This window comes from Curtobacterium sp. 9128, from assembly GCF_007673775.1.
GTDB lineage: Bacteria > Actinomycetota > Actinomycetes > Actinomycetales > Microbacteriaceae > Curtobacterium.
The window spans coordinates 541,333-562,163 of the sequence record NZ_VEAF01000001.1 but is presented as its reverse complement, the minus strand read 5'-3'; the positions used below and the strand labels follow the sequence as shown (position 1 = coordinate 562,163).

At 70.0% G+C, this 20,831-nt stretch carries 16 protein-coding genes; 12 read left to right on the top strand and 4 right to left on the bottom strand.

What is annotated here, in order from left to right; all coding sequences use genetic code 11:
- The coding region (locus FS641_RS02625; RefSeq protein WP_144759880.1) for an MDR family MFS transporter at positions 1-1,474 on the bottom strand (1,474 nt) is incomplete at its 3' end.
- Positions 1,475-1,533: 59 nt separating this feature from the next.
- Here FS641_RS02625 and FS641_RS02620 point away from each other — a divergent pair.
- From FS641_RS02620 to FS641_RS02600, 5 genes are all read left to right on the top strand, one after another.
- Complete coding sequence (locus FS641_RS02620; protein WP_144759425.1) at positions 1,534-2,112, top strand: TetR/AcrR family transcriptional regulator; 579 nt, start codon at positions 1,534-1,536, stop codon at positions 2,110-2,112.
- Positions 2,113-2,259: 147 nt separating this feature from the next.
- Entirely contained in the window at positions 2,260-5,742 is a 3,483-nt protein-coding gene (gene dnaE, locus FS641_RS02615) for a DNA polymerase III subunit alpha (RefSeq protein ID WP_395878865.1), read from the top strand.
- Between the two features lie 42 nt (positions 5,743-5,784).
- A complete protein-coding gene (gene hisD / locus FS641_RS02610) occupies positions 5,785-7,122 on the top strand; it encodes a histidinol dehydrogenase (protein WP_144759419.1) in 1,338 nt (445 codons plus the stop codon).
- Between the two features lie 32 nt (positions 7,123-7,154).
- The gene (gene nrdR / locus FS641_RS02605; RefSeq protein WP_144759416.1) at positions 7,155-7,637 is read left to right on the top strand and encodes a transcriptional regulator NrdR; all 483 of its coding nucleotides are present in this window, start codon (positions 7,155-7,157) and stop codon (positions 7,635-7,637) included.
- The gene (locus FS641_RS02600; RefSeq protein ID WP_144759413.1) at positions 7,634-8,719 is read left to right on the top strand and encodes a quinone-dependent dihydroorotate dehydrogenase; all 1,086 of its coding nucleotides are present in this window, start codon (positions 7,634-7,636) and stop codon (positions 8,717-8,719) included. The genes nrdR and FS641_RS02600 overlap by 4 nt, the downstream gene beginning before the upstream one ends.
- Before the next feature lie 689 nt (positions 8,720-9,408).
- Here FS641_RS02600 and FS641_RS02595 read toward each other — a convergent pair.
- The gene (locus FS641_RS02595; protein ID WP_144759410.1) at positions 9,409-9,981 is read right to left on the bottom strand and encodes a DUF3043 domain-containing protein; all 573 of its coding nucleotides are present in this window, start codon (positions 9,979-9,981) and stop codon (positions 9,409-9,411) included.
- 72 nt (positions 9,982-10,053) lie between these two features.
- Here FS641_RS02595 and FS641_RS02590 point away from each other — a divergent pair, with 72 nt between their 5' ends.
- From FS641_RS02590 to FS641_RS02565, 6 genes are all read left to right on the top strand, one after another.
- Positions 10,054-11,511 carry a dipeptidase gene (locus tag FS641_RS02590; protein WP_144759408.1) on the top strand — a complete coding sequence of 486 codons (1,458 nt, stop codon included), beginning with the start codon at positions 10,054-10,056 and terminating at the stop codon, positions 11,509-11,511.
- 108 nt (positions 11,512-11,619) lie between these two features.
- Positions 11,620-11,994, top strand: coding sequence for an iron-sulfur cluster assembly accessory protein (locus FS641_RS02585; protein ID WP_144759405.1), 375 nt, complete (start codon positions 11,620-11,622; stop codon positions 11,992-11,994).
- A 279-nt stretch (positions 11,995-12,273) separates the two neighbouring features.
- On the top strand, positions 12,274-13,176 hold the full coding sequence (coxB, locus tag FS641_RS02580; protein ID WP_144759402.1) for a cytochrome c oxidase subunit II: 903 nt from the start codon (positions 12,274-12,276) through the stop codon (positions 13,174-13,176).
- Positions 13,177-13,190: 14 nt separating this feature from the next.
- Positions 13,191-14,927: a cytochrome c oxidase subunit I gene (gene ctaD / locus FS641_RS02575; RefSeq protein ID WP_186317540.1), complete on the top strand. Its 1,737-nt coding sequence runs from the start codon at positions 13,191-13,193 to the stop codon at positions 14,925-14,927.
- Positions 14,928-14,931: 4 nt separating this feature from the next.
- Entirely contained in the window at positions 14,932-15,351 is a 420-nt protein-coding gene (locus FS641_RS02570; RefSeq protein ID WP_144759398.1) for a cytochrome c oxidase subunit 4, read from the top strand.
- Positions 15,352-15,519: 168 nt separating this feature from the next.
- Complete coding sequence (locus tag FS641_RS02565; RefSeq protein WP_144759395.1) at positions 15,520-16,893, top strand: glucose-6-phosphate dehydrogenase; 1,374 nt, start codon at positions 15,520-15,522, stop codon at positions 16,891-16,893.
- 100 nt (positions 16,894-16,993) lie between these two features.
- Here FS641_RS02565 and FS641_RS02560 read toward each other — a convergent pair whose 3' ends face one another.
- Together FS641_RS02560 and FS641_RS02555 are read right to left on the bottom strand one after the other, a co-directional pair.
- On the bottom strand, positions 16,994-18,934 hold the full coding sequence (locus FS641_RS02560) for a glycoside hydrolase family 15 protein (protein ID WP_260855663.1): 1,941 nt from the start codon (positions 18,932-18,934) through the stop codon (positions 16,994-16,996).
- Positions 18,935-18,937: 3 nt separating this feature from the next.
- The gene (locus FS641_RS02555) at positions 18,938-19,987 is read right to left on the bottom strand and encodes an App1 family protein (protein ID WP_144759389.1); all 1,050 of its coding nucleotides are present in this window, start codon (positions 19,985-19,987) and stop codon (positions 18,938-18,940) included.
- Positions 19,988-20,126: 139 nt separating this feature from the next.
- Between FS641_RS02555 and FS641_RS02550 the strand changes: the two genes are divergently transcribed.
- Positions 20,127-20,774, top strand: coding sequence for a TetR/AcrR family transcriptional regulator (locus tag FS641_RS02550; RefSeq protein WP_260855614.1), 648 nt, complete (start codon positions 20,127-20,129; stop codon positions 20,772-20,774).
- Positions 20,775-20,831: the final 57 nt, after the last annotated feature.

Below are 20,831 nucleotides of genomic sequence, written 5' to 3'. Positions count from 1 at the left end.
TGCCGGGCGTGGTGGGCTGGCTGCCGGGCGTGGTGGGCTGGCTGCCGGGCGTGGTGGGCTGGCTGCCGGGCGTGGTGGGCTGGCCGCCGGGCGTGGTGGGCTGGCTGCCGGGCGTCGTGCGCTGGCGTCCCGGCAGGAGGACCGCGGTGCCGGTGGCGACCACCGTGATGCCGATCGCCCACCAGAACGCCTGCTGGAACGCGGCGACCGGGTCGGCACCCGCTGCGGCACCGGCCAGGACGACCGCGAGCACCGCGGTCCCGAACGCGCCACCGAGTTGCTGCGCGAGCCGCGTGATGGTGCTCGCGTGCGGCATCTCGGTGCGCTCCAGGCCGACGAACCCGACCGCCATCACCGGGATCATCACGGCGCCCAGCCCGAGCCCGCGGATCACCAGGACGAGTCCGATCCACCACGCGTTCGTCGACCCGTCCGCGAAGGCGAAGGGGATCGTCGCGAGGAGCACCACGGCGAAGCCGACGATCGCGACCCATCGCGCACCGATGCGGTCCGTGAGTCGTCCGGCCAGCGACCGGCTGAGCAGGGAGCCGACGCCCTGGGGGATGAGCAGCAGCCCGGCACCGAGGGCGTCGGTGCCGCGGAGCTCCTGGAACGACAGCGGCAGCAGGAGCATCCCGCCGTAGAGCGCGGCGCCCATGAGGAACATCAGCGTCGCGGCGGCCGCGAGGGGGCGGTGTCGGAGCAGGACGAGGTCGACCAGCGCGGTCTCGCGACGCCGTGTCGCCCAGAGGGTGAACGCGACGAGGAGGGCGAGGCCCACGGCCAGCGGCGCCCAGACGTCCGGTCGGGCGAAGCCGTCCGTGCGGCTGGCGTTGCTCAGGCCGTACAGCACGCCGACGACGGCGGGGGAGAGCAGCAGGAGTCCGACGAGGTCGAGCCGTGCGGTCCCGACCGGACCGTCAGCGGGCATGAACCGCCATGCGAGGACGAGTCCGACGACCGCGAACGGCACGTTCACCCAGAACAGCCACGGCCAGCTCCCGGCGCCGAGGATCAGGCCGCCGATCACCGGGCCGAGGATCGGGCCGAGCGCGGTCGGCAGTGATGCCACGGCCATGAGCTTGCCGACGTCGCGCCCGCCGGCGGCCTGCATCAGCAGCGTCGTCAGCAACGGCATCATCGCGCCGGCGCCGACCCCCTGCACGACGCGGAAGGCGATGAGGCTCGGCGCGTCCCATGCGAGCGAGCACAGCACGCTGCCGACGAGGAACACGACGAGTGCGGCCATCCAGAGGCGCCGACCGCCGACGCGGTTCTGCAGCCACCCGACCAGGGGCACCGTGACGCCCATGGCGAGGAGGTAGCCCGTGCTGACCCACTGGATGGTCTCGACGCTGGCGTGCAGGTCCCGACTCAGGGTGTGCAGCGCGACGCTGACGATCGTCGAGTCGAACAGCGGTGCCATCGCGCCGACGACCAGGGCGATGGCCAACCTGCTGAGGTTCTTGTCCATGAAGATACGCTCCCGTTTCTTGTTGGCGCCAAACTACTGCGGCGCAGTAAGATACGCAAGTGGATCTTGCAAAGACGCGACGACGGGGTGCCGAGCTCGAGGCGGCGCTGCTCGACGCGGCGTGGGACGAGCTCGAGCACGTCGGCTACGCCGCCCTGACCTACGAGGGCGTCGCCGCCCGCGCCGAGACGTCGAAGCCGGTGCTGTACCGCCGGTGGCCGACGAAGGTGGACCTGGTCCTCGCTGCCCTGCAGCACGCCGGCCTCTTCGAACGACGGCCGGTCGCCGACACCGGCAGCCTCCGTGGCGACGTGCTCACGGCACTGCGCGACTTCAACGCCGCCCGCTCGGACTTCATCACGTTGATCAGCCTGTACATGTCGAACATCAACGCGGACACGGGGCTGTCACCCGCCGACCTCCGCGAGCGACTGCTCGGCGGCGGGACCCCGCTCGGGCGGGAGTTCCTCGAACGAGCGGCCGCGCGCGGGGAGGTGCCGGCGCACGACTGGCCGGAAGGACTCGTCACCCTGCCGTCGGACCTGATGCGGCACGACCTCGTGATGACGCTGAAGCGGGTGCCCGACGCGCGCATCCTCGAGATCGTCGACGACATCTGGTTGCCGCTCGTGCGCTGAGGTCGAGGCAGGATCCGGTGCCGTCGGGGCCCGCGGTGTCCCCGGTCGCGGTTAGGCTGTTCCCACCCTGCCGCAGCGTCATGAACCGGAGGTTCCGTGTCGGATTCCGACTCCTTCGTCCACCTGCACGTGCACAGCGAGTACTCGATGCTCGACGGTGCCGCGCGACTGAACGACCTCGTCGCGGAGACCGCGGCGCAGGGCATGCCCGCCGTGGCGGTCACCGACCACGGCAACATGTTCGGCGCGTTCGAGTTCTGGAAGGCCGCCAAGGCCGGTGGGGTGAAGCCCATCATCGGGACAGAGGCCTACATCACGCCGCGGACGCACCGCACCGACAAGACCCGTGTGCGCTGGGGCGACGGCGGCGGGGACGACGTCTCCGGTTCCGGCTCGTACACGCACATGACGATGTTCGCCGAGAACACGACGGGCATGCACAACCTGTTCCGGCTGTCGTCGAAGGCCTCGATCGAGGGCTACTACTTCAAGCCCCGCATGGACATCGAACTCCTGCAGGAACACCACGAGGGCATCATCGCCACGACGGGCTGCCCGTCGGGGGAGATCCAGACCCGCCTGCGCCTCGGGCAGTACGACGAGGCGATCAAGGCCGCGGCGGACTACCGCGACATCTTCGGCAAGGAGAACTACTTCGCCGAGATCATGGACCACGGGCTCGAGATCGAGCGTCGGGTGATGAGCGACGTCATCAAGATCGCGAAGGACCTCGGCCTGCCCCTGGTCGGCACGAACGACCTGCACTACACCCACGCCCACGACGCCAAGTCGCACGCCGCACTGCTCTGCGTGCAGTCCGGCTCGACGCTCAACGACCCGAACCGCTTCAAGTTCGACGCCGACGAGTTCTACCTGAAGACCCCGCAGCAGATGCGCCACGTCTTCCGGGACACCCTCGAAGCCTGCGACAACACGCTGCTCATCGCCGAGCGATGCAACGTCGAGTTCGACACCGCGGCGAACTACATGCCGAAGTTCCCCGTGCCCGAGGGGGAGACCGAGCACTCCTGGTTCGAGAAGGAGGTCGCGAAGGGCCTGGCGTACCGCTACCCGGACGGCGTCACGCCCGAGGTCCAGGAGCGCGCCGACTACGAGGTCGGGATCATCAACCAGATGGGCTTCCCCGGGTACTTCCTCGTGGTCGCGGACTTCATCAACTGGTCGAAGAACAACGGCATCCGCGTCGGACCGGGGCGCGGTTCCGGCGCCGGCTCGATGGTGGCGTACGCGATGCGCATCACCGACCTCGACCCGATCCGGCACGGCCTGATCTTCGAGCGCTTCCTCAACCCGGACCGCGTCTCGATGCCCGACTTCGACGTCGACTTCGACGACCGGCGCCGCGGTGAGGCGATCAAGTACGTCACCGAGAAGTACGGCTCCGAGCGTGTGGCGCAGATCGTCACCTACGGCACGATCAAGGCGAAGCAGGCGCTGAAGGACTCCTCGCGCGTGCTCGGCTTCCCGTTCGGCATGGGCGAGAAGCTCACCAAGGCGATGCCGCCACCCGTGATGGGCAAGGACATCCCGCTCACCGGGATCTTCGACAAGAACCACCCGCGCTTCAAGGAAGCCGTGGACGTCCGCACGGTCGTCGAGACCGACCCCGAGGCCAAGACGGTGTTCGACACCGCGCTCGGACTCGAGGGGCTGAAGCGCCAGTGGGGCGTGCACGCGGCCGGCGTCATCATGTCGAGCGACCCGCTGATCGACATCATCCCGATCATGAAGCGGGAGCAGGACGGCCAGATCGTCACGCAGTTCGACTACCCGGCGTCGGAGTCGCTCGGTCTGATCAAGATGGACTTCCTGGGGCTCCGGAACCTCACGATCATCAGCGACGCCCTGGCCAACATCAAGACGAACCGGGGGATCGACCTCGACCTCGAGACGATGGGCCTCGAGGACCCGGAGGCCTACGCGCTGCTGCAGCGCGGTGACACCCTCGGCGTGTTCCAGCTCGACGGTGGTCCGATGCGCGGGCTGCTGCGCCTGATGAAGCCGGACAACTTCGAGGACATCTCCGCGCTCATCGCCCTGTACCGTCCTGGACCCATGGGCGCGAACTCGCACACCAACTACGCGCTCCGGAAGAACGGCGAGCAGGCGATCACGCCGATCCACCCGGAGCTCGCCGAACCGCTCCAGGACATCATCGGCACGACCTACGGCCTGATCATCTACCAGGAGCAGGTCATGGCCATCGCGCAGAAGGTCGCCGGGTTCTCCCTCGGCCAGGCGGACATCCTCCGCCGAGCGATGGGCAAGAAGAAGAAGTCCGAGCTGGACAAGCAGTACGCCGGCTTCGAGAAGGGCATGCAGGACAACGGCTACTCCGCCGCTGCGATCAAGACGCTCTGGGACATCCTGCTGCCGTTCTCGGACTACGCGTTCAACAAGGCGCACTCCGCCGCGTACGGCGTCGTGTCGTTCTGGACCGCGTACCTCAAGGCGCACTACCCGGCCGAGTACATGGCGGCCCTGCTGACGAGTGTCGGCGACGCACGCGACAAGCTCGCCCTGTACCTCAACGAGTGCCGCCGGATGGGCATCAAGGTCATGCCGCCGGACGTCAACGAGTCGATCGGGTTCTTCGCCGCCGTCGGGGACGACATCCGCTTCGGCATGGGCGCGATCCGCAACGTCGGGTTCAACGTCGTGGACGACATCGTCGCGGCGCGCACTGAGAAGGGCCCCTTCGACTCCTTCCACGACTTCCTCCGGAAGATCCCGATCTCGTCGGCGAACAAGCGCACCGTCGAGTCGCTCATCAAGGCCGGGGCGTTCGACGAGTTCGGGGACACCCGGCGCGCACTCGTCGAGATCCACGAGAGCGCCGTCGAGGCCGCGGTCAAGGTCAAGCGCGACGAGGTCCACGGCAACGTCGGCTTCGACTTCGACTCGCTGTTCGCCGAGGTCGCCGAGGAGCAGCCCGCGATGGCGGCCGTCTCGCAGGTGCCAGACCGGCCGGAGTGGTCCAAGCGCGACAAGCTGGCGTTCGAGCGCGACATGCTCGGGCTCTACGTGTCCGACCACCCGCTCGCCGGGCTCGAGATCGAGTTGGCGAAGCACCAGTCGGTGACCATCGCGGACCTCATCGGCATGGACGACTCCGTCGAGGGCGAGACAGTCACGGTCGCCGGCCTGCTGACGAGCGTCCAGCACCGCGTGGCGAAGACGAGCGGCAACCCGTACGGCATCGTCCAGATCGAGGACTTCGGCGGTGAGATCGGCGTGATGTTCCTCGGCAAGACGTACCAGGAGTTCGGGCCGTCGCTGGTGGCCGACTCGATCGTGGTGCTCCGAGGGCGGGTGAACGTCCGTGACGACGGCAAGGCCCTGCACGCCGTGAGCATGTTCCAGCCGAACCTCGGCGACGTGATGGGCTCGGGCCCGCTGACGCTGAGCGTGCCGGAGCGACAGGCGACGACCGAGATCGTCACCGAGCTCGCCGCCGTCCTCGGTCGGCACACGGGCGAGACCGAGGTGCGACTGCGGCTGCTCAAGGACGACGTGGCACGGACGTTCGAGCTGCCCTTCCCGGTCAACCTCACCCCGGACCTGTTCGGCGAGCTGAAGAGCCTGCTCGGTCCGCGCTGCCTGGTGTAGGCGGGCTGGCTCCGCCCGGAGCGCCGGTACGCTGGACCCCTCATGATGCAGCGAATCGACCTCCGCGGTGGCCTGCCCGCCCGCGCCGACCTCCTCCGTCTCATGCCGCGTGCCGCCGGTGACGTCGGTCATGCGGTCGACGCTGCGCGCGTGCTCGTCGACGACGTGCGTGACCGTGGGGCGTCGGCGCTCCGCGAGCAGGCGGACCGGTTCGACGGGGGCGCGCCCGAGCACGTCCGCGTCCCGGCGGCCGAGATCGCCGCGGCCGTCGCCGGTCTGACCCCGGAGCTCCGGTCGGCGCTCGACGAGGCGATCCGCCGTGTCCGGGCGGCGAGCGCGGCCCAGGTCCCCGCCGCGTCCGTCACGACGCTCGCCCCCGGCGCCGAGGTCCACCAGCGCTGGCAGCCGATGCGCCGCGTCGGGCTCTACGTGCCCGGCGGGAAGGCCGTGTACCCGTCGAGCGTCGTCATGAACGTCGTCCCCGCGCAGGTCGCCGGCGTCGGGTCGATCGCCCTGGTGTCGCCGCCGCAGCGCGACCACGGGGGAGCGGTGCACCCGACGATCCTCGCGGCGGCGGGGCTGCTCGGGATCGACGAGGTCTACGCGATGGGTGGCGCGGGTGCGATCGCCGCGCTGGCGTACGGCGTCCCGGAGATCGGCCTCGAGCCCGTCGACCTCGTCACCGGTCCCGGCAACAACTACGTCGCCGCCGCCAAGCGCCTGGTCCGCGGGACCGTCGGCATCGACGCCGAGGCCGGCGCGACCGAGATCCTCGTGATCGCCGACGACACGGCCGACCCCGCGCACGTGGCGGCCGACCTCGTCAGCCAGGCCGAGCACGACGAACAGGCGGGCAGTGTGCTCGTGACGACGTCGGCGGCGTTCGCCGATGCGGTGGAGGCGGCCATCCCCGCGCAGACGGTCGGACTCGGGACGGCGGTGCGCCTCCAGACCGCACTCGACGGGCCGCAGTCCGCCGTCGTGCTGGTGGACTCCCTCGCCGATGCGGCGACCGTGAGCAACGCCTACGGGCCGGAGCACCTCGAGATCCAGACGGCGGACGACGATGCGGTCCTCGCGGACATCGACGCCGCCGGTGCCGTGTTCGTCGGGCGGAGTACGCCGGTCAGCCTCGGGGACTACCTCGCCGGTTCGAACCACGTGCTGCCGACCGGCGGGCAGGCGCGCTTCGGCTCCGGGCTGTCCGCGTCGACGTTCCTGCGCCCGCAGCAGGTGATCCGGTACACCGCCGACGCGCTGGCCGAGGTGGCACCGCACATCGTGGCGCTCGCAACCGAGGAGCAGCTCCCCGCGCACGGTGCCGCGGTGACGGTCCGGACCGGCCCCGTTGTCCACACCGGCGGGTCCGAGCGCCCGTAGCGCGCCCGACGAACCGATAGCCTGGGCGGGACATGTTCTGCCCTTTCTGCCGCCACCCGGACTCCCGCGTCGTCGACTCCCGCACGAGCGACGACGGCACCTCGATCCGTCGCCGCCGTCAGTGCCCGAACTGCGGGCGTCGGTTCTCGACGACGGAGACCGCCTCGCTCAACGTCGTCAAGCGGAACGGCGTGCTCGAACCCTTCAGCCGCGAGAAGATCATCTCCGGCGTGCGGAAGGCGTGCCAGGGTCGCCCGGTCACGGACTCCGACCTGGCGGTCCTCGCGCAGCGCGTCGAGGAGATCGTCCGGTCCTCCGGAGCGAGCCAGATCGAGGCGAACGACATCGGCCTCGCGATCCTGGACCCGCTCCGCGAGCTCGACGAGGTCGCCTACCTCCGGTACGCCAGCGTCTACCAGGCGTTCGACTCGCTCGAGGACTTCGAGTCCGCGATCGGACAGCTGCGCATCGACCACCACGGCTCCGAGCAGCCGGCCGCGGGGTCGGGCGCGTGAGCGGCATCGCGGAGCGCATCGTCCACGCCGGGTACGGAGTGGTGTTCCGCGGGGTCTTCGCGAACATGGACCCCGAGCGGGCGCACCACCTGGCGTTCGGCGTGATCCGGGCGCTGCCGAGCATCCCCGTCCTCTCCGGGCTCGTCGAGCGGTACTCCCGCCCGCCCGCGCAGGACGGCGTCACCACGATGGGCATCCACTTCCCGTCCCGCTTCGGGCTCGCCGCCGGGTTCGACAAGGACGCGCGGGCGATCGGCGGCCTGGGCCTCCTCGGGTTCGGGCACGTCGAGGTGGGCACGATCACCGCGAAGGCCCAGCCCGGCAACGACCGGCCCCGGCTCTTCCGGTTGATCCCCGACCGGGCGCTGATCAACCGGATGGGCTTCAACAACCACGGTGCGGCCGCGGCTGCCCGGCGTCTCGAGCGTGCCCGCCGGAACCCCGGACGCCCGGTCATCGGCGTGAACATCGGCAAGAGCCGCGTGGTCGACGTCGCGGACGCCACGGACGACTACCTGGAGTCCACGCGGCTGCTCGCGCCGTTCGCGGACTACCTCGCGGTGAACGTCAGTTCGCCGAACACCCCGGGACTCCGAGGGCTGCAGGAACTCGACCAGCTCCGCCCGCTGCTCTCCGCGGTCCACGACGCCGCCGGCCGCGTGCCGGTGCTCGTCAAGATCGCGCCGGACCTGACGGACGAGCAGATCGACGCGATCGCGGGACTCGCGGTCGACATCGGGCTCGCTGGCATCATCGCGAACAACACGACGATCGAGCGCTCCGGACTCACGACTCCCGCTCCGGAGGTCGAGGCGATGGGTGCCGGTGGGCTCTCCGGCGCCCCGCTCGCCGCACGGTCGCTCGACGTCCTCCGGCGTGTGCGCGCCGCGGTGCCGTCGTCGTTCTGCGTGATCGCGGTCGGGGGAGTGACCACCGAGGCCGACGTGCAGGCCCGCATCGAGGCGGGTGCGACGCTCGTGCAGGGCTACACCGCGTTCCTCTACGAGGGGCCGACCTGGGCGACGCGGATCAACCGGCTGCGTCGGCGGCGGTTGCGGCGCGAGGCGCGCGCGGCCCGCTGACGCGTCCGCCGGGCGGTGGCCCGCCCGTCGGCCCGGGGCTCCGGCCCGGCTCTGCGGCCCGGCTCTGCGGCCCGGTTGTGCGGCCCGGTTGTGCGGCCCGTCGAGGTTCCGCAATTCCGGCACCTCGGCGGACTCTGCGCGCGAGTCGTGGAACCGTGCCGACCCACGCACGGCGAGTCGTGGAACCCCGGAACCGGCCCCGGACTGGAGGCGCTGCTCCCGCTGGCACCGCGCCTCCAGTCCGGTGGCGCTCGGCGCCGCACCCTCGCCGTGGAGGTTCCGCAATTGCGGAACCCGCGCGGCCAGCACGGGCGAGTCGTGCGACCGCGATGAACGTGAGCGGCGAGTTGTGGAACCTCGGGCACGCGACGGGACGGGACGGAACGGAACGGGACGGACGTTAGGGACGGGACGGTCTCGGGCGTCCGGCGTCCGGCCCCCGGGGTAGCCGAGTGGTCACGACACCCCGCTCATGTTCCTCGAGTGGTCACGTCTGGTCGGTCGGGCGTGCCGCTGACGACGATTCGTGGCCGATCGACGGTCAACGGGCGGTGTGTCGTGACCACTCGACGCAGCACCGCCCGCGTACACGACCCCGCACTGACACCGCCCGAGAACGACACAGCGCCCCGGGAACGACACAGCGCCGCCGGCCGGAGCCGACGGCGCTGCAGTGACGCGCGAAGGGGTCAGGCGGGGTACTGCCCACGCTTCACCTGCGGCTTCGGCAGACGCAGGAAGCGCAGCTGCCACGCCCGCGTCAGGATGTAGAGGAAGGTCCCGCGCTGGAACTCGCCGAACTTGGCGGTGAGCTTCTTGCGGAGCACGAACCAGAGCACGAGGCAGTCGAGGATGAACAGCCCGACGAACGCCCACACGAGCAACAGCGCGTACGAGGCCGCCGCCGTCTGCGACCCGACGAACCCGACGATCAGGAAGACCACGAGCACGGGCATCATGACCTCGCCCACGTTCCACCTGGCGTCGATGTAGTCACGGACGAACCGACGCTGGTCGCCGCGGTCCTTCGCCGGGAGGTAGCGCTCCTCGCCGTTGGCCATGCCGATCCGAGCACGCTCCCGCTCGCTGGTGAGCCGCGCCCGAGCCGCCTTCTTGTCGACCGGGGTGTTGCCGACCAGGGGACGACGGTTCGCGGCCTCACGCTCGCGGCGGGACGGCGTCGGACGGCCCTTGCCGTGCTCGAGCAGTTCCTCTTCCGAGGGGTTGACTGTCGTGTCGGTCTTGGGTGCTGCCTTGGCCACGGTGATTCCTGCTGTCGGAGAGCGGTGCGCCGGGGAGGGCCCCCGCGCCGGTTGTCCTCTAGATTACCGGGCATGACCGACACCGCACAGCCCGCCGCCGCGACCGACCCCGACCTGCTCGACGCCCTCCGCGAACAGGTGCAGGGCGACCTGCCGACCACGATCGCGGACCTGTCGGCGCTCGTGCGGATCCCGTCGGTGTCGTGGTCGGCGTTCGACCCCGCCCACGTGCGCCGCAACGCCGAGGCAGTCGCGGACCTGGCACGGAGCACCGGTGTGTTCGACGAGGTCCGCATCGTCCGCAGTGCCGTGGACGGCGACACCCCCGACGGAGCCTCCGCCGCCGCCGGCACCGAGCACGACGGCGTGGAGCTCGGCCAGCCGGCGGTCCTCGCCGTGCGACCGGCCCGGAACGGCACGCCGACCGTGATGCTCTACGCGCACCACGACGTCCAGCCGCAGGGCGACGACGCGCTGTGGGAGACGCCGCCGTTCGAGCCGACCCTCCGCGGCGACCGCCTCTACGGCCGCGGCGCGTCGGACGACAAGGCCGGCGTGATGACCCACGTCGCCGCGCTCCGCGCCCTGCACGCCCGGTTCGGCGACGACCTCGACCTCGGCATCGTGCTCTTCGTCGAGGGCGAGGAGGAGTTCGGCTCCCGTTCGTTCCGCACGTTCCTCCGCGAGCAGAAGGAGCACCTCGCCGCCGACGTCATCGTGGTCGCCGACAGCGACAACTGGTCGACCGAGGTCCCGGCGATCACCGTGTCCCTCCGCGGGAACGTCACCTTCAAGCTCACGCTGACGACCCTCGAGCACGCCAGCCACAGCGGCATGTTCGGGGGAGCGGCACCCGACGCGATGCTGCCGATGGTGCGACTCCTCGCATCGCTGCACGACGATGCCGGGTCCGTCGCGGTCGAGGGGCTCACCGCGTACGACGCCCCGGTCCCGGCCAGGAGCGAGTCCGAGCTCGCCGCTGACGCCGCCCTGGTCGCGGGCGCGACGCCGATCGGGACCGGTGACGTCCTCGCGCGCATGTGGTTCCAGCCGTCGATCACCGTCACGGGCATGGACGTCCCGAGCGTCGCGAACGCCTCGAACACGCTGCTGCCGACCGTCTCCGCGCGGGTGTCGGTGCGCGTGGCACCGGGGCAGTCGGCCCGCGACGCGTACGCCGCGGTGGAGCGCCACATCCACGCGCACACGCCGTTCGGCGCCCGCGTCGAGATCACCGAGCCCGACGCCGGCGACGGCTTCCTCGTCGACACGAGCGGCTGGGCCGTCGCCGAGGCCCGCACCGCCATGACCGAGGGCTGGGGTGCCGAACCGGTGGAGCAGGGCATCGGCGGGTCCATCCCGTTCGTGTCCGACCTGGCCGCGGAGTTCCCGGACGCGCAGATCCTGGTGACCGGGGTCGAGGACCCCGACACGCGGGCGCACAGCCCGAACGAGTCGCAGCACCTCGGGGTGCTGCACCGGGCGATCGCCTCCGAGACGATCCTGCTGGCCCGCCTCGCGACCCGCTGACGACCTGGAGGCCCGGTGCACGTTCTCCACAACGGCTGCGGCCCGTCGGTGGGCGTGCTTACAATCGATCCGGCGCGGTGATCCGCACCGCCGCAGAAGGAGGGGCGCATGAGCGACACCATCACCAGTGAGACAACGCCGGCGACGGCACCCGCGTCGCACGGGGTCCTGCTCAGCGACGCCGCAGCGGGGAAGGTGGCGAGCCTCCTCGAGCAGGAAGGCCGTGACGACCTCCGCCTGCGTCTCGCCGTCCAGCCGGGCGGCTGCTCGGGTCTGATCTACCAGCTGTACTTCGACGAGCGTCTCCTCGACGGCGACGCCACCGCCGAGTTCGACGGGGTCGAGGTCGTCGTCGACAAGATGAGCGTCCCGTACCTCGACGGCGCGACGATCGACTTCGAGGACACCATCCAGAAGCAGGGCTTCACCATCGACAACCCCAACGCGCAGGGCAGCTGCGCGTGCGGCGACAGCTTCCACTGAACCGCACGGGCTCGACGAACGCGAGCGGGGAACGACCGACACGGTCGCTCCCCGCTCGCGTTCGTCGTGCGGCCAGTCCGCGGTGACCAGGGGAAACGCCTCCCGTGAGTGTCCACATCCGGTCGCTGGGTGTGTCGCGTGTGCGCGAGGCGTCACCAGCTGCGAGTAAGCTAGGAGTGTTCCAACCAAGCTGGGAGCCAGCCAGGAGACGCCTTGGTGCGCCTCACGTCGGTCTTCGACGGACTGTGCTCCGGGTTCACGTCATTCCGAGAGGTAACAGTGCGTTCGAATCGCCGTATACGTTGGGCGGCCGTCCCGGTGGCCGTCGGTCTGGTCATCGCACTGGCGGGTTGCTCGCAGCAGCAGCTCAACGGGTGGCTGCCGGGCACCGATGAGACGAAGAACGTCACGAACCACACCAGCCGCATCGTCGGACTGTGGACCACCAGCTGGGTCGTGCTCCTCGCCGTCGGTCTCATCGTCTGGGGCCTGATCATCTGGGCCGCGATCGTCTACCGCCGTCGGAAGGGCCAGACCGGCCTCCCGGTGCAGATGCGCTACAACATGCCGCTCGAGATCTTCTACACGATCGTGCCGCTCATCCTGGTGCTCGGCTTCTTCGCCTTCACCGCGAAGGACCAGGCCGCGATCGAGAAGCCGTTCGCGCAGCCGGACACCACGGTGCACGTCTACGGCAAGCGCTGGGCATGGGACTTCAACTACATCGACCAGAACGACCCGTCGAAGAGCGTCTACTACCAGGGCATCCAGGCCCAGGAAGAGGAGAACGGCAACGGCTCGATCGACGAGTCGCAGCTGCCGACGCTGTACCTGCCGGTCGGCAAGAAGGTCAAGATCGAGCTCAGCTCGCGCGACGTCGACCACTCCTTCTGGGTCATCGACTTCCTCTACAAGAAGGACATGCTCCCCGGGAAGACGAACTACGAGTACTTCATCCCGGAGAAGGAAGGCACGTACCAGGGCAAGTGCGCCGAGCTCTGCGGCGAGTACCACTCCCTGATGCTCTTCCAGGTCAAGGTCGTGTCGCCGGCGAAGTACCAGGCGTACCTCGACACGCTCAAGGACCAGGGCAAGGTGGGCCTGCTCGGCAACGAGTACAACACCAACACCAACCAGCCTGACAACAAGGCGCCCGTCACGGCGTCCAGCGACAACAAGTAGTAGGGGCTCGCCAGATGACCACGTCATTCGTCGGCCAACCGACCACCACCGCGACGCCGGACTTCCAGGCGTCGAAGGTCGGTCGGAAGGGCAACACCATCGTCCGGTGGATCACCTCCACCGACCACAAGACGATCGGGTACATGTACCTGATCACGTCGTTCCTGTACTTCCTGCTCGCCGGCGTGATGGCGCTCGTCATCCGCGCGCAGCTCTTCGAGCCCGGGCTGCAGCTCGTGGCCACGAAGGAGCAGTACAACCAGCTGTTCACGATGCACGGCACGATCATGCTGCTGCTCTTCGCGACGCCGCTGTTCTCGGGCTTCGCGAACGCGATCATGCCGCTGCAGATCGGTGCGCCGGACGTGGCGTTCCCGCGTCTGAACGGCTTCGCCTTCTGGCTGTACTTCTTCGGCGGCCTCATCGCCGTCGGCGGCTTCCTCACCCCGCAGGGTGCGGCGTCGTTCGGCTGGTTCGCCTACGCCCCACTCAGTGACACCACGTTCACACCGGGGCTCGGCGGGACGCTCTGGGTCTTCGGGCTCGGCCTGACCGGCTTCTCGACGATCCTCGGCGCGGTGAACTTCATCACCACGATCATCACGATGCGTGCCCCCGGCATGACCATGTTCCGCATGTCGATCTTCACGTGGAACACCCTCGTGACGTCGCTGCTGGTCCTGATGGCCTTCCCGGTGCTGGCCGCCGCGCTCTTCGGCCTCGGGCTCGACCGCGTGTTCGACGCGCAGATCTTCAACCCGGCCAACGGCGGGGCCCTGCTCTGGCAGCACCTCTTCTGGTTCTTCGGCCACCCCGAGGTCTACATCATCGCCCTGCCGTTCTTCGGCATCGTGACCGAGGTCTTCCCGGTCTTCAGCCGCAAGCCCGTCTTCGGCTACAAGACCCTGGTCTACGCGACCATCTCGATCGCAGCCCTGTCGGTCACGGTGTGGGCGCACCACATGTACGTCACCGGTTCGGTGCTGCTGCCGTGGTTCTCGCTCATGACGATGCTCATCGCGGTCCCGACCGGCGTGAAGATCTTCAACTGGGTCGGCACCATGTGGCGCGGCTCGGTGACGTTCGAGACCCCGATCCTCTGGGCGATCGGCTTCCTCATCACCTTCACGTTCGGTGGTCTGACGGGTGTCATCCTGGCGTCCCCGCCGCTCGACTTCCACGTGTCCGACTCCTACTTCGTCGTGGCGCACTTCCACTACGTCGTGTTCGGCACCGTCGTGTTCGCGATGTTCTCCGGCTTCTACTTCTGGTGGCCGAAGTGGACGGGACGCATGCTCAACGAGCGCCTCGGCAAGATCCACTTCTGGCTGCTGTTCATCGGCTTCCACACGACGTTCCTCATCCAGCACTGGCTGGGCGTCATCGGCATGCCGCGCCGCTACGCGACGTACCTGCCGAACGACGGCTTCACCTGGATGAACCAGCTGTCGACGATCGGCGCGATGATCCTCGGCATCTCGTTCCTGCCGTTCATCTTCAACGTCTACGTCACCGCGCGGAACGCCCCGAAGGTGGCCGTGAACGACCCGTGGGGCTACGGCCGTTCGCTCGAGTGGGCGACCAGCTGCCCGCCGCCGCGGCACAACTTCACGTCGATCCCGCGGATCCGTTCCGAGTCCCCGGCCTTCGACCTGAACCACCCGGAAGCCGGCGTGCCGGTGGGTGTCGGTCCCGCGAAGGACGCTCCGGACGCCCCGACCTACGACGCCGCGAAGGGCGAGGTGAAGTAAGGCCATGCGCGCCAACGTCAACCTGTTCTGGATCCTCTTCGGGTTCTTCGTCCTCGCGGATGCCGCGTACACGACCTGGTACGCACTCGCCCACAACGGCGGGTGGGAGCCGGTCGGCACGGTCGGCATCGGCCTCGTCGGGATCATGGCCGCGTTCATCGCGTTCTACCTCGGCCGCGTGCTCTCCGCCCAGGGCGGCGACCTGCCGGAGGACCGTCAGGACGCCAACATCGAGGACGGCGACGCCGAGCTCGGGCACTTCAGCCCGTGGTCGTGGTGGCCCATCCTCCTGGCGGCCTCCACCTCGATCGTCTTCCTCGGCGTCGCAGCCGGACTGTGGATCGTGCCGATCGGTCTCGCGTTCGTCGCCGTGACCCTCGTCGGCTGGGTCTTCGAGTACTACCGCGGCAACTTCGGGCACTGACCCACACCTGACGCACTTCGGGCGGCACCACTTCCGGTGCCGCCCGACGTGCGTCCGGACGACCTCCGGGAGCGCGCGCAACGGCGTTCGCCCACCCGGGAATCAACCGGCCCGTGTACGGCTTGGAGCCATGCGGACCCCTCCACCTCGCGAAAGGAGTCACCACCGGTGACCGACAAGCGCACCCTCATCATCTTCGGCGCGACGGGCGACCTCGCCTCCCGCCTGCTGCTGCCCGGCCTCGGGACGTTCCTGCAGAGCGGACGCTCCGTCCCCGTGCAGCTGATCGGTACGGGACGCAGCGAGCGTTCCCCCGAGCAGTGGAAGGACATCGTCACGAAGTCCTTCGCCTCGCAGGACGTCCAGGGCCCCGAGGTCGACGCCACGATCGCGTCGACGCAGTTCATCCAGGGCGACCCGACCGACCCGAAGCACCTCGAGGCGCTCCTCGCCGCGGCGGACAACGAGCCGATCCTGTACTTCGCCCTCCCGCCGCAGATCGCCTCGGACATCTGCGAGGCCCTGCAGCAGGTCGAGCTCCCCGAGGGGACGACCCTCGCCTTCGAGAAGCCCTTCGGCACGGACGTCGCCAGCGCCAAGGCCCTCAACGAGACGGTCCTCAAGCTCGTCCCCGAAGAGCGCGTGCACCGCACCGACCACTTCCTTGGTCGCACCACGGTCCTCAACATCATCGGTCTGCGCTTCGCCAACCGCCTGTTCGAGCCCATCTGGAACGCGGAGAACATCGAGAAGGTCGACATCTTCTACGACGAGACCCTCGGGCTCGAGAACCGCGCGCAGTACTACGACGAGGCCGGTGCGATGGTCGACATGATCCAGTCGCATCTGCTGCAGATCCTCGGCATCGTCACGATGGACGCTCCGGCCGACATCGACGCCGTCGAGTTCCGCTCGTCCCTGGCCCGGGCGCTCCGATCGACCGAACTCAAGGGCGGCGACCCGAAGATCGCGTCGCGTCGTGCGGTCTACACGGCCGGCACCATCGACGGCAAGGAGCTGCCGTCCTACCAGGACGAGGACGGCGTCGACAAGTCGCGCGAGACGGAGACGCTCGCCGAGATCTCCGTCGAGGTCGACACCGCTCGCTGGAAGGGCGTCCCCTTCACGCTGCGTTCGGGCAAGGCCCTCGGTGCGAGCCGGAAGGAGGTGCTCATCACCTTCAAGCCGGTGACGCGCCTGCCCTCCGGCCTCAGCGGTCGCCCGAAGGCGGACACGCTGCGCATCGTGCTGAACCCGGACGAGATCGAGCTGACCGTGTCGGCCAACGGCGGTGGCAACCCGTTCGAGATGGGCCAGGTCACGCTGTCGTCGTCCTTCAGCGACGGCGAACTGACCCCCTACGGCGAGGTGCTCAACGGGATCTTCCACGACGACCCGCTGCTCTCCATCCGCGGCGACGTCGCGGAGCGCTGCTGGGAGATCGTCGAGCCGGTCGTCACGGCCTGGAAGGCCGACGAGGTCCCGCTCGAGGAGTACCGCGCCGGTTCGCGCGGGCCGGCGGACTGGGAGTCGTCCTCCTGACGCACGCCGCGTCCTGACCGACGCACCTGCATGACGGGAGGCCCGGTGCCAGCTGGCACCGGGCCTCCCGTCTGCGTGTGGTCGGGACCCGACGAACGACTCAGGCCGGCACGCCGGCCCGGCCGCCCTCCCCGGTCCAGGAGTGCGTGGAGCCGTCGTGCTGCGGCGTGCGGGTGCGGTGACCGGCGGCGGCGCCGCGGGCACGGGCGATCGCGTCGGCGGCCGAGACGAGCGTCAGGTGGGACAGGGCCTGCGGGGTGTTGCCGATGTGGTGTCCGGTGGCGACGTCGATCTCCTCGGAGAGCATGCCGACGTCGTTGGCGTACCCGACGAGCACGTCCATGAGCTTCTCCGCGTCCTCGATCCGGCCGGACGCCGCGTACTGCTCGACGAGCCAGAACGAGCACGCCAGGAACGGGTGCTCGCTGCCGCTCAGCCCGTCGAAGCCGCTCGTGGTGCGGTACCGCAGGACGAGGCCGTCGTCGCCGACGCGGAGGTCCTGCTCGATCGCCGCGACGGTGCCGAGCATGCGGGGGTCGTCGGCCCGGCAGAAGCCGATCTGGGGGAGCACCAGCAGGCTGGCGTCGACCTCGTCGGTGTCGTAGTGCTGGCGGAACGAGCCGCGTTCGGCGTTCCACCCGTGCTCGTCGATCTCGGCGCGCACGGCGTCACGCAGCTGTCGCCAGCGGTCCGCCGGGCCCTCGAGCCCGAATTCCTCGACCGCGGCGACACCGCGGTCGAACGCCGCCCAGACCATCGCGCGGGAGTGCGTGAAGTCGCGCCGCGGTCCGCGCATCTCCCAGATGCCGTTGTCCGGCTCCTTCCAGTGCTCCTCGACGTAGCCGAGGAGTGCCCGCTGGAGGGCCCAGGAGTCGGCGTTCTCCTCGACCCCGAGCTCGCGGGCGTCGTGCAGCGCGGCGAGCACCTCGCCGAACACGTCGCCCTGGTACTGCGTGTACGCGCCGTTGCCGACCCGGACCGGCTTCGAGTCGGCGTACCCGGCCAGGTGGTCGAGCTCCCACTCGGGCAGCTCCCGCTCGCCCGCGATGCCGTACATGATCTGCACGTCGGCGGGGTCGCCGGCGATCGCGCGGAGCAGCCACCCCCGCCAGTGCTTCGCCTCGTCGCGGTAGCCGTGCGCGATCATCGAGGCGAGCGCCAGCGACGCGTCGCGGAGCCACACGTACCGGTAGTCCCAGTTGCGTTCCCCGCCCGGGTCCTCCGGCAGGCTGGTGGTGGCCGCGGCGACGACCCCGCCGGTCTCGGCGTGCGTCATCGCACGGAGGAAGAGCAGTGAGCGGCGAGTGGCGTCGGCGTACCGGCCGTCGACGCGGGCGCTCCCGGCCCAGTCGCGCCACCACCGCCTGGTGGATGCGAGGGCGTCGTCGACGTCGACCGGCTCCGGCGGCTCGCGGTGCGAGGGGTACCAGGTGAGGACGGTGTCGAGCACGTCGCCGTCGTGCACGGTCCTCGTCGCGACGTGCCGGTGGTCGTCCGCGTGGAACCGGATGCCCGTGACGATGACCGACCCGGGTCCGGCGGTGGCGACGAGGGCGGGACCGTCGTCGTCCCCGACCTGGCGGACCCAGGGGAGCGCCCGCGCGTAGTCGAACCGGATGCGGATGGCCTGGCGCACCTCCACCTCGCCACGCAGACCGCGGACGCGTCGGACGATGCTCGCCCGGTGCGCGCCGACGGGCATGAAGTCCGTCACCTCGACGACGCCGGTCGCGGTCGTCCAGATCGTCGTCAGCACGAGGGTGTCCTCGTCGTACCGGCGGACCGCGGTGGCGTCCTGGTCGGTCGGCCGGAGCGTCCAGTGCCCGTCGTGCTCGTCACCGAGGAGCGCGGCGAAGGTCGACGGACTGTCGAAGCGCGGCAGGCACGCCCAGTCGATGGTCCCGGATCGGTCGACGAGGGCGGCGGTGTGGCAGTCGCCGATGATCGCGTGGTCTTCGATGCGCTGGGTCATGGGTCGATCGAACCACTCGCGGCAGGGGTCACACCGCTGCCGTGCGCCGCGGACTGAGAGTGCACGCAGGGACTAGTCGAGCTGCGTGATCCCGACCCGGGCCAGCTCGGTCCACAGTCCCGCACCGTCCGGCGCGTAGACCCACGGCGCCGCGGATTCACGCGATCGCTCCTGTGCCCGCGACCGGCCACCGGCGAGCACGGCCTCGCTCGTGGAGAGCTGGCGGATCGCCACACCCGCGACGTTCTCCGGGTGCTCCCGGGCGAAGTCGCCGTACAGGGTCTCGTCGTGCTGACCGTCGTCGCCCACGAGCAGCCACTTCACGTCCGGGAAGTCCCGCGCGAGCCGGCGGAGGTTCTCGTGCTTGTGGAGCTGCCCGCTGCGGAAGAAGCGGTCGTGCGTGGGGCCCCAGTCGGTCAGCAGGAGCGTGCCCGACGGGTACATGTTCCGCGTCAGGAAGCGCTGCAGCGTCGGCGCCACGTTCCACGCCCCCGTGGAGAGGTAGACGGTCGGGGCGCCGGGGTGCTGGGCGAGGACGCGCTCGTAGAGCACCGACATGCCCGGCACGGGGCGGCGGGCGTGCTCGGTGAGGACGAACGAGTTCCACGCCGCGAGCATCGGGCGGGGGAGCGAGGTCACCATGACGGTGTCGTCGATGTCCGACAGCAGGCCGAAGCGGGTGTCCGGGTGCACGACGAACACGTCGGCCTCGGCGTCGCGCTGTCCGCCGGCCGACAGGCGGATGGTCTGCCACCCGGGTTCGAGGTCGATCGGCACGATCGTGTCCACGACGCCGCCCCGGTCGGACTGCACCGTGTGCGTCACCCCGCCGGCACTGATCGTCACCTCGGCGTGGTCCACCGCGACGCTCGTGAAGGTCCGCCAGCCGCGGACGCCGGTGTAGGAGGCATCCGAGGCGAGCCCGCGCCGGGTGAGGAGCACGCGACAGAGCACGCGGATCCACCCGGGAGCGCCGTACCCGGTGTACGGGATGACCGTCGGGACGAGACCGTGGCGGCGGGCCCGCTGCTCGCGGAACTCCTGGACGGCGTCCTCGATGCGGGCCGCACGGTGCAGGATCGGCTCGGCCAGCGACGGTTCGTGGGACCTCGGGTCGGGCATCGTGCCATCATCCCACGCGGCGGTCCCGGTGGGACACGACGCACTCGACACCCGGCGAATCGCAGCAGTATTCCAGCCGGGCTCTGCGAGACTCCTCCCGTCAACCACCAGTCCGCGGTCGCCGCGAGAAGGAGAACACGTGCTCGTCACCGAGGTTTCGAACGCACTGCCGGGGGGATCATCACTGCTCAGGAACGAGCCGGTCCAAGCCCGCAGTTCGGCGCGCCTCGCCGGACTCCTCGACGCCGCAGCAGCGGTGATCGACGAGATCGGCTTCGAGCGGCTCACCACGGCCATGGTCGCCGAGCGGGCGGGGGCGTCCATCGGCACGGTCTACCGGTACTTCCCGGACCGCATCGCCGTCGTCGAGGCGCTGGCCATCCGCTGCACCCAGCGCCTCGCCACCCGCTTCGTCGAGGTGCTCGACTCCAGCGGCGCGACGACCTGGCAGGAGGCCTGCGACGCGCTCATCGACATGACCGCCGAGATGTACCGCACCGAGCCGGGCTTCCGCGCGATCCGGTTCGGCGACGCGGCGGACACCGGGGTCGGTGACGACGAGGACCGCATGGGGGCCCTCGGCGGCGCGGTCAACGCGATCATGCACGAGCGGTTCGGGATGCCCTCCGGCGAGGCGATCGACCGTGCGTGGGTCGTGCTCGCCGAGTCCGGCCACGCGGTCCTCGCCCGGGCGACACAGGACCGCGAGCACCCGGACACCGCGCTGATCGAGTCGTACCGGACGATGACGCGCATGTACATGGAGTCGCTGGTCGCCGCTTCCTGAGCGGCAGGACCCACCCGACGGCGCCCGCGCACCTCGACGAGGAGCGCGGGCGCCGTC

Bases quoted from the DNA above. Each gene is read 5' to 3' on its own strand.
- nrdR (WP_144759416.1), top strand. From the start codon at position 7,155: ATGTTCTGCCCTTTCTGCCGCCACCCGGACTCCCGCGTCGTCGACTCC.
- dnaE (WP_395878865.1), top strand. From the start codon at position 2,260: ATGCTCGACGGTGCCGCGCGACTGAACGACCTCGTCGCGGAGACCGCG.
- ctaD (WP_186317540.1), top strand. From the start codon at position 13,191: ATGACCACGTCATTCGTCGGCCAACCGACCACCACCGCGACGCCGGAC.
- hisD (WP_144759419.1), top strand. From the start codon at position 5,785: ATGATGCAGCGAATCGACCTCCGCGGTGGCCTGCCCGCCCGCGCCGAC.
- FS641_RS02585 (WP_144759405.1), top strand. From the start codon at position 11,620: ATGAGCGACACCATCACCAGTGAGACAACGCCGGCGACGGCACCCGCG.
- FS641_RS02570 (WP_144759398.1), top strand. From the start codon at position 14,932: ATGCGCGCCAACGTCAACCTGTTCTGGATCCTCTTCGGGTTCTTCGTC.
- FS641_RS02590 (WP_144759408.1), top strand. From the start codon at position 10,054: ATGACCGACACCGCACAGCCCGCCGCCGCGACCGACCCCGACCTGCTC.
- FS641_RS02555 (WP_144759389.1), bottom strand. From the start codon at position 19,987: ATGCCCGACCCGAGGTCCCACGAACCGTCGCTGGCCGAGCCGATCCTG.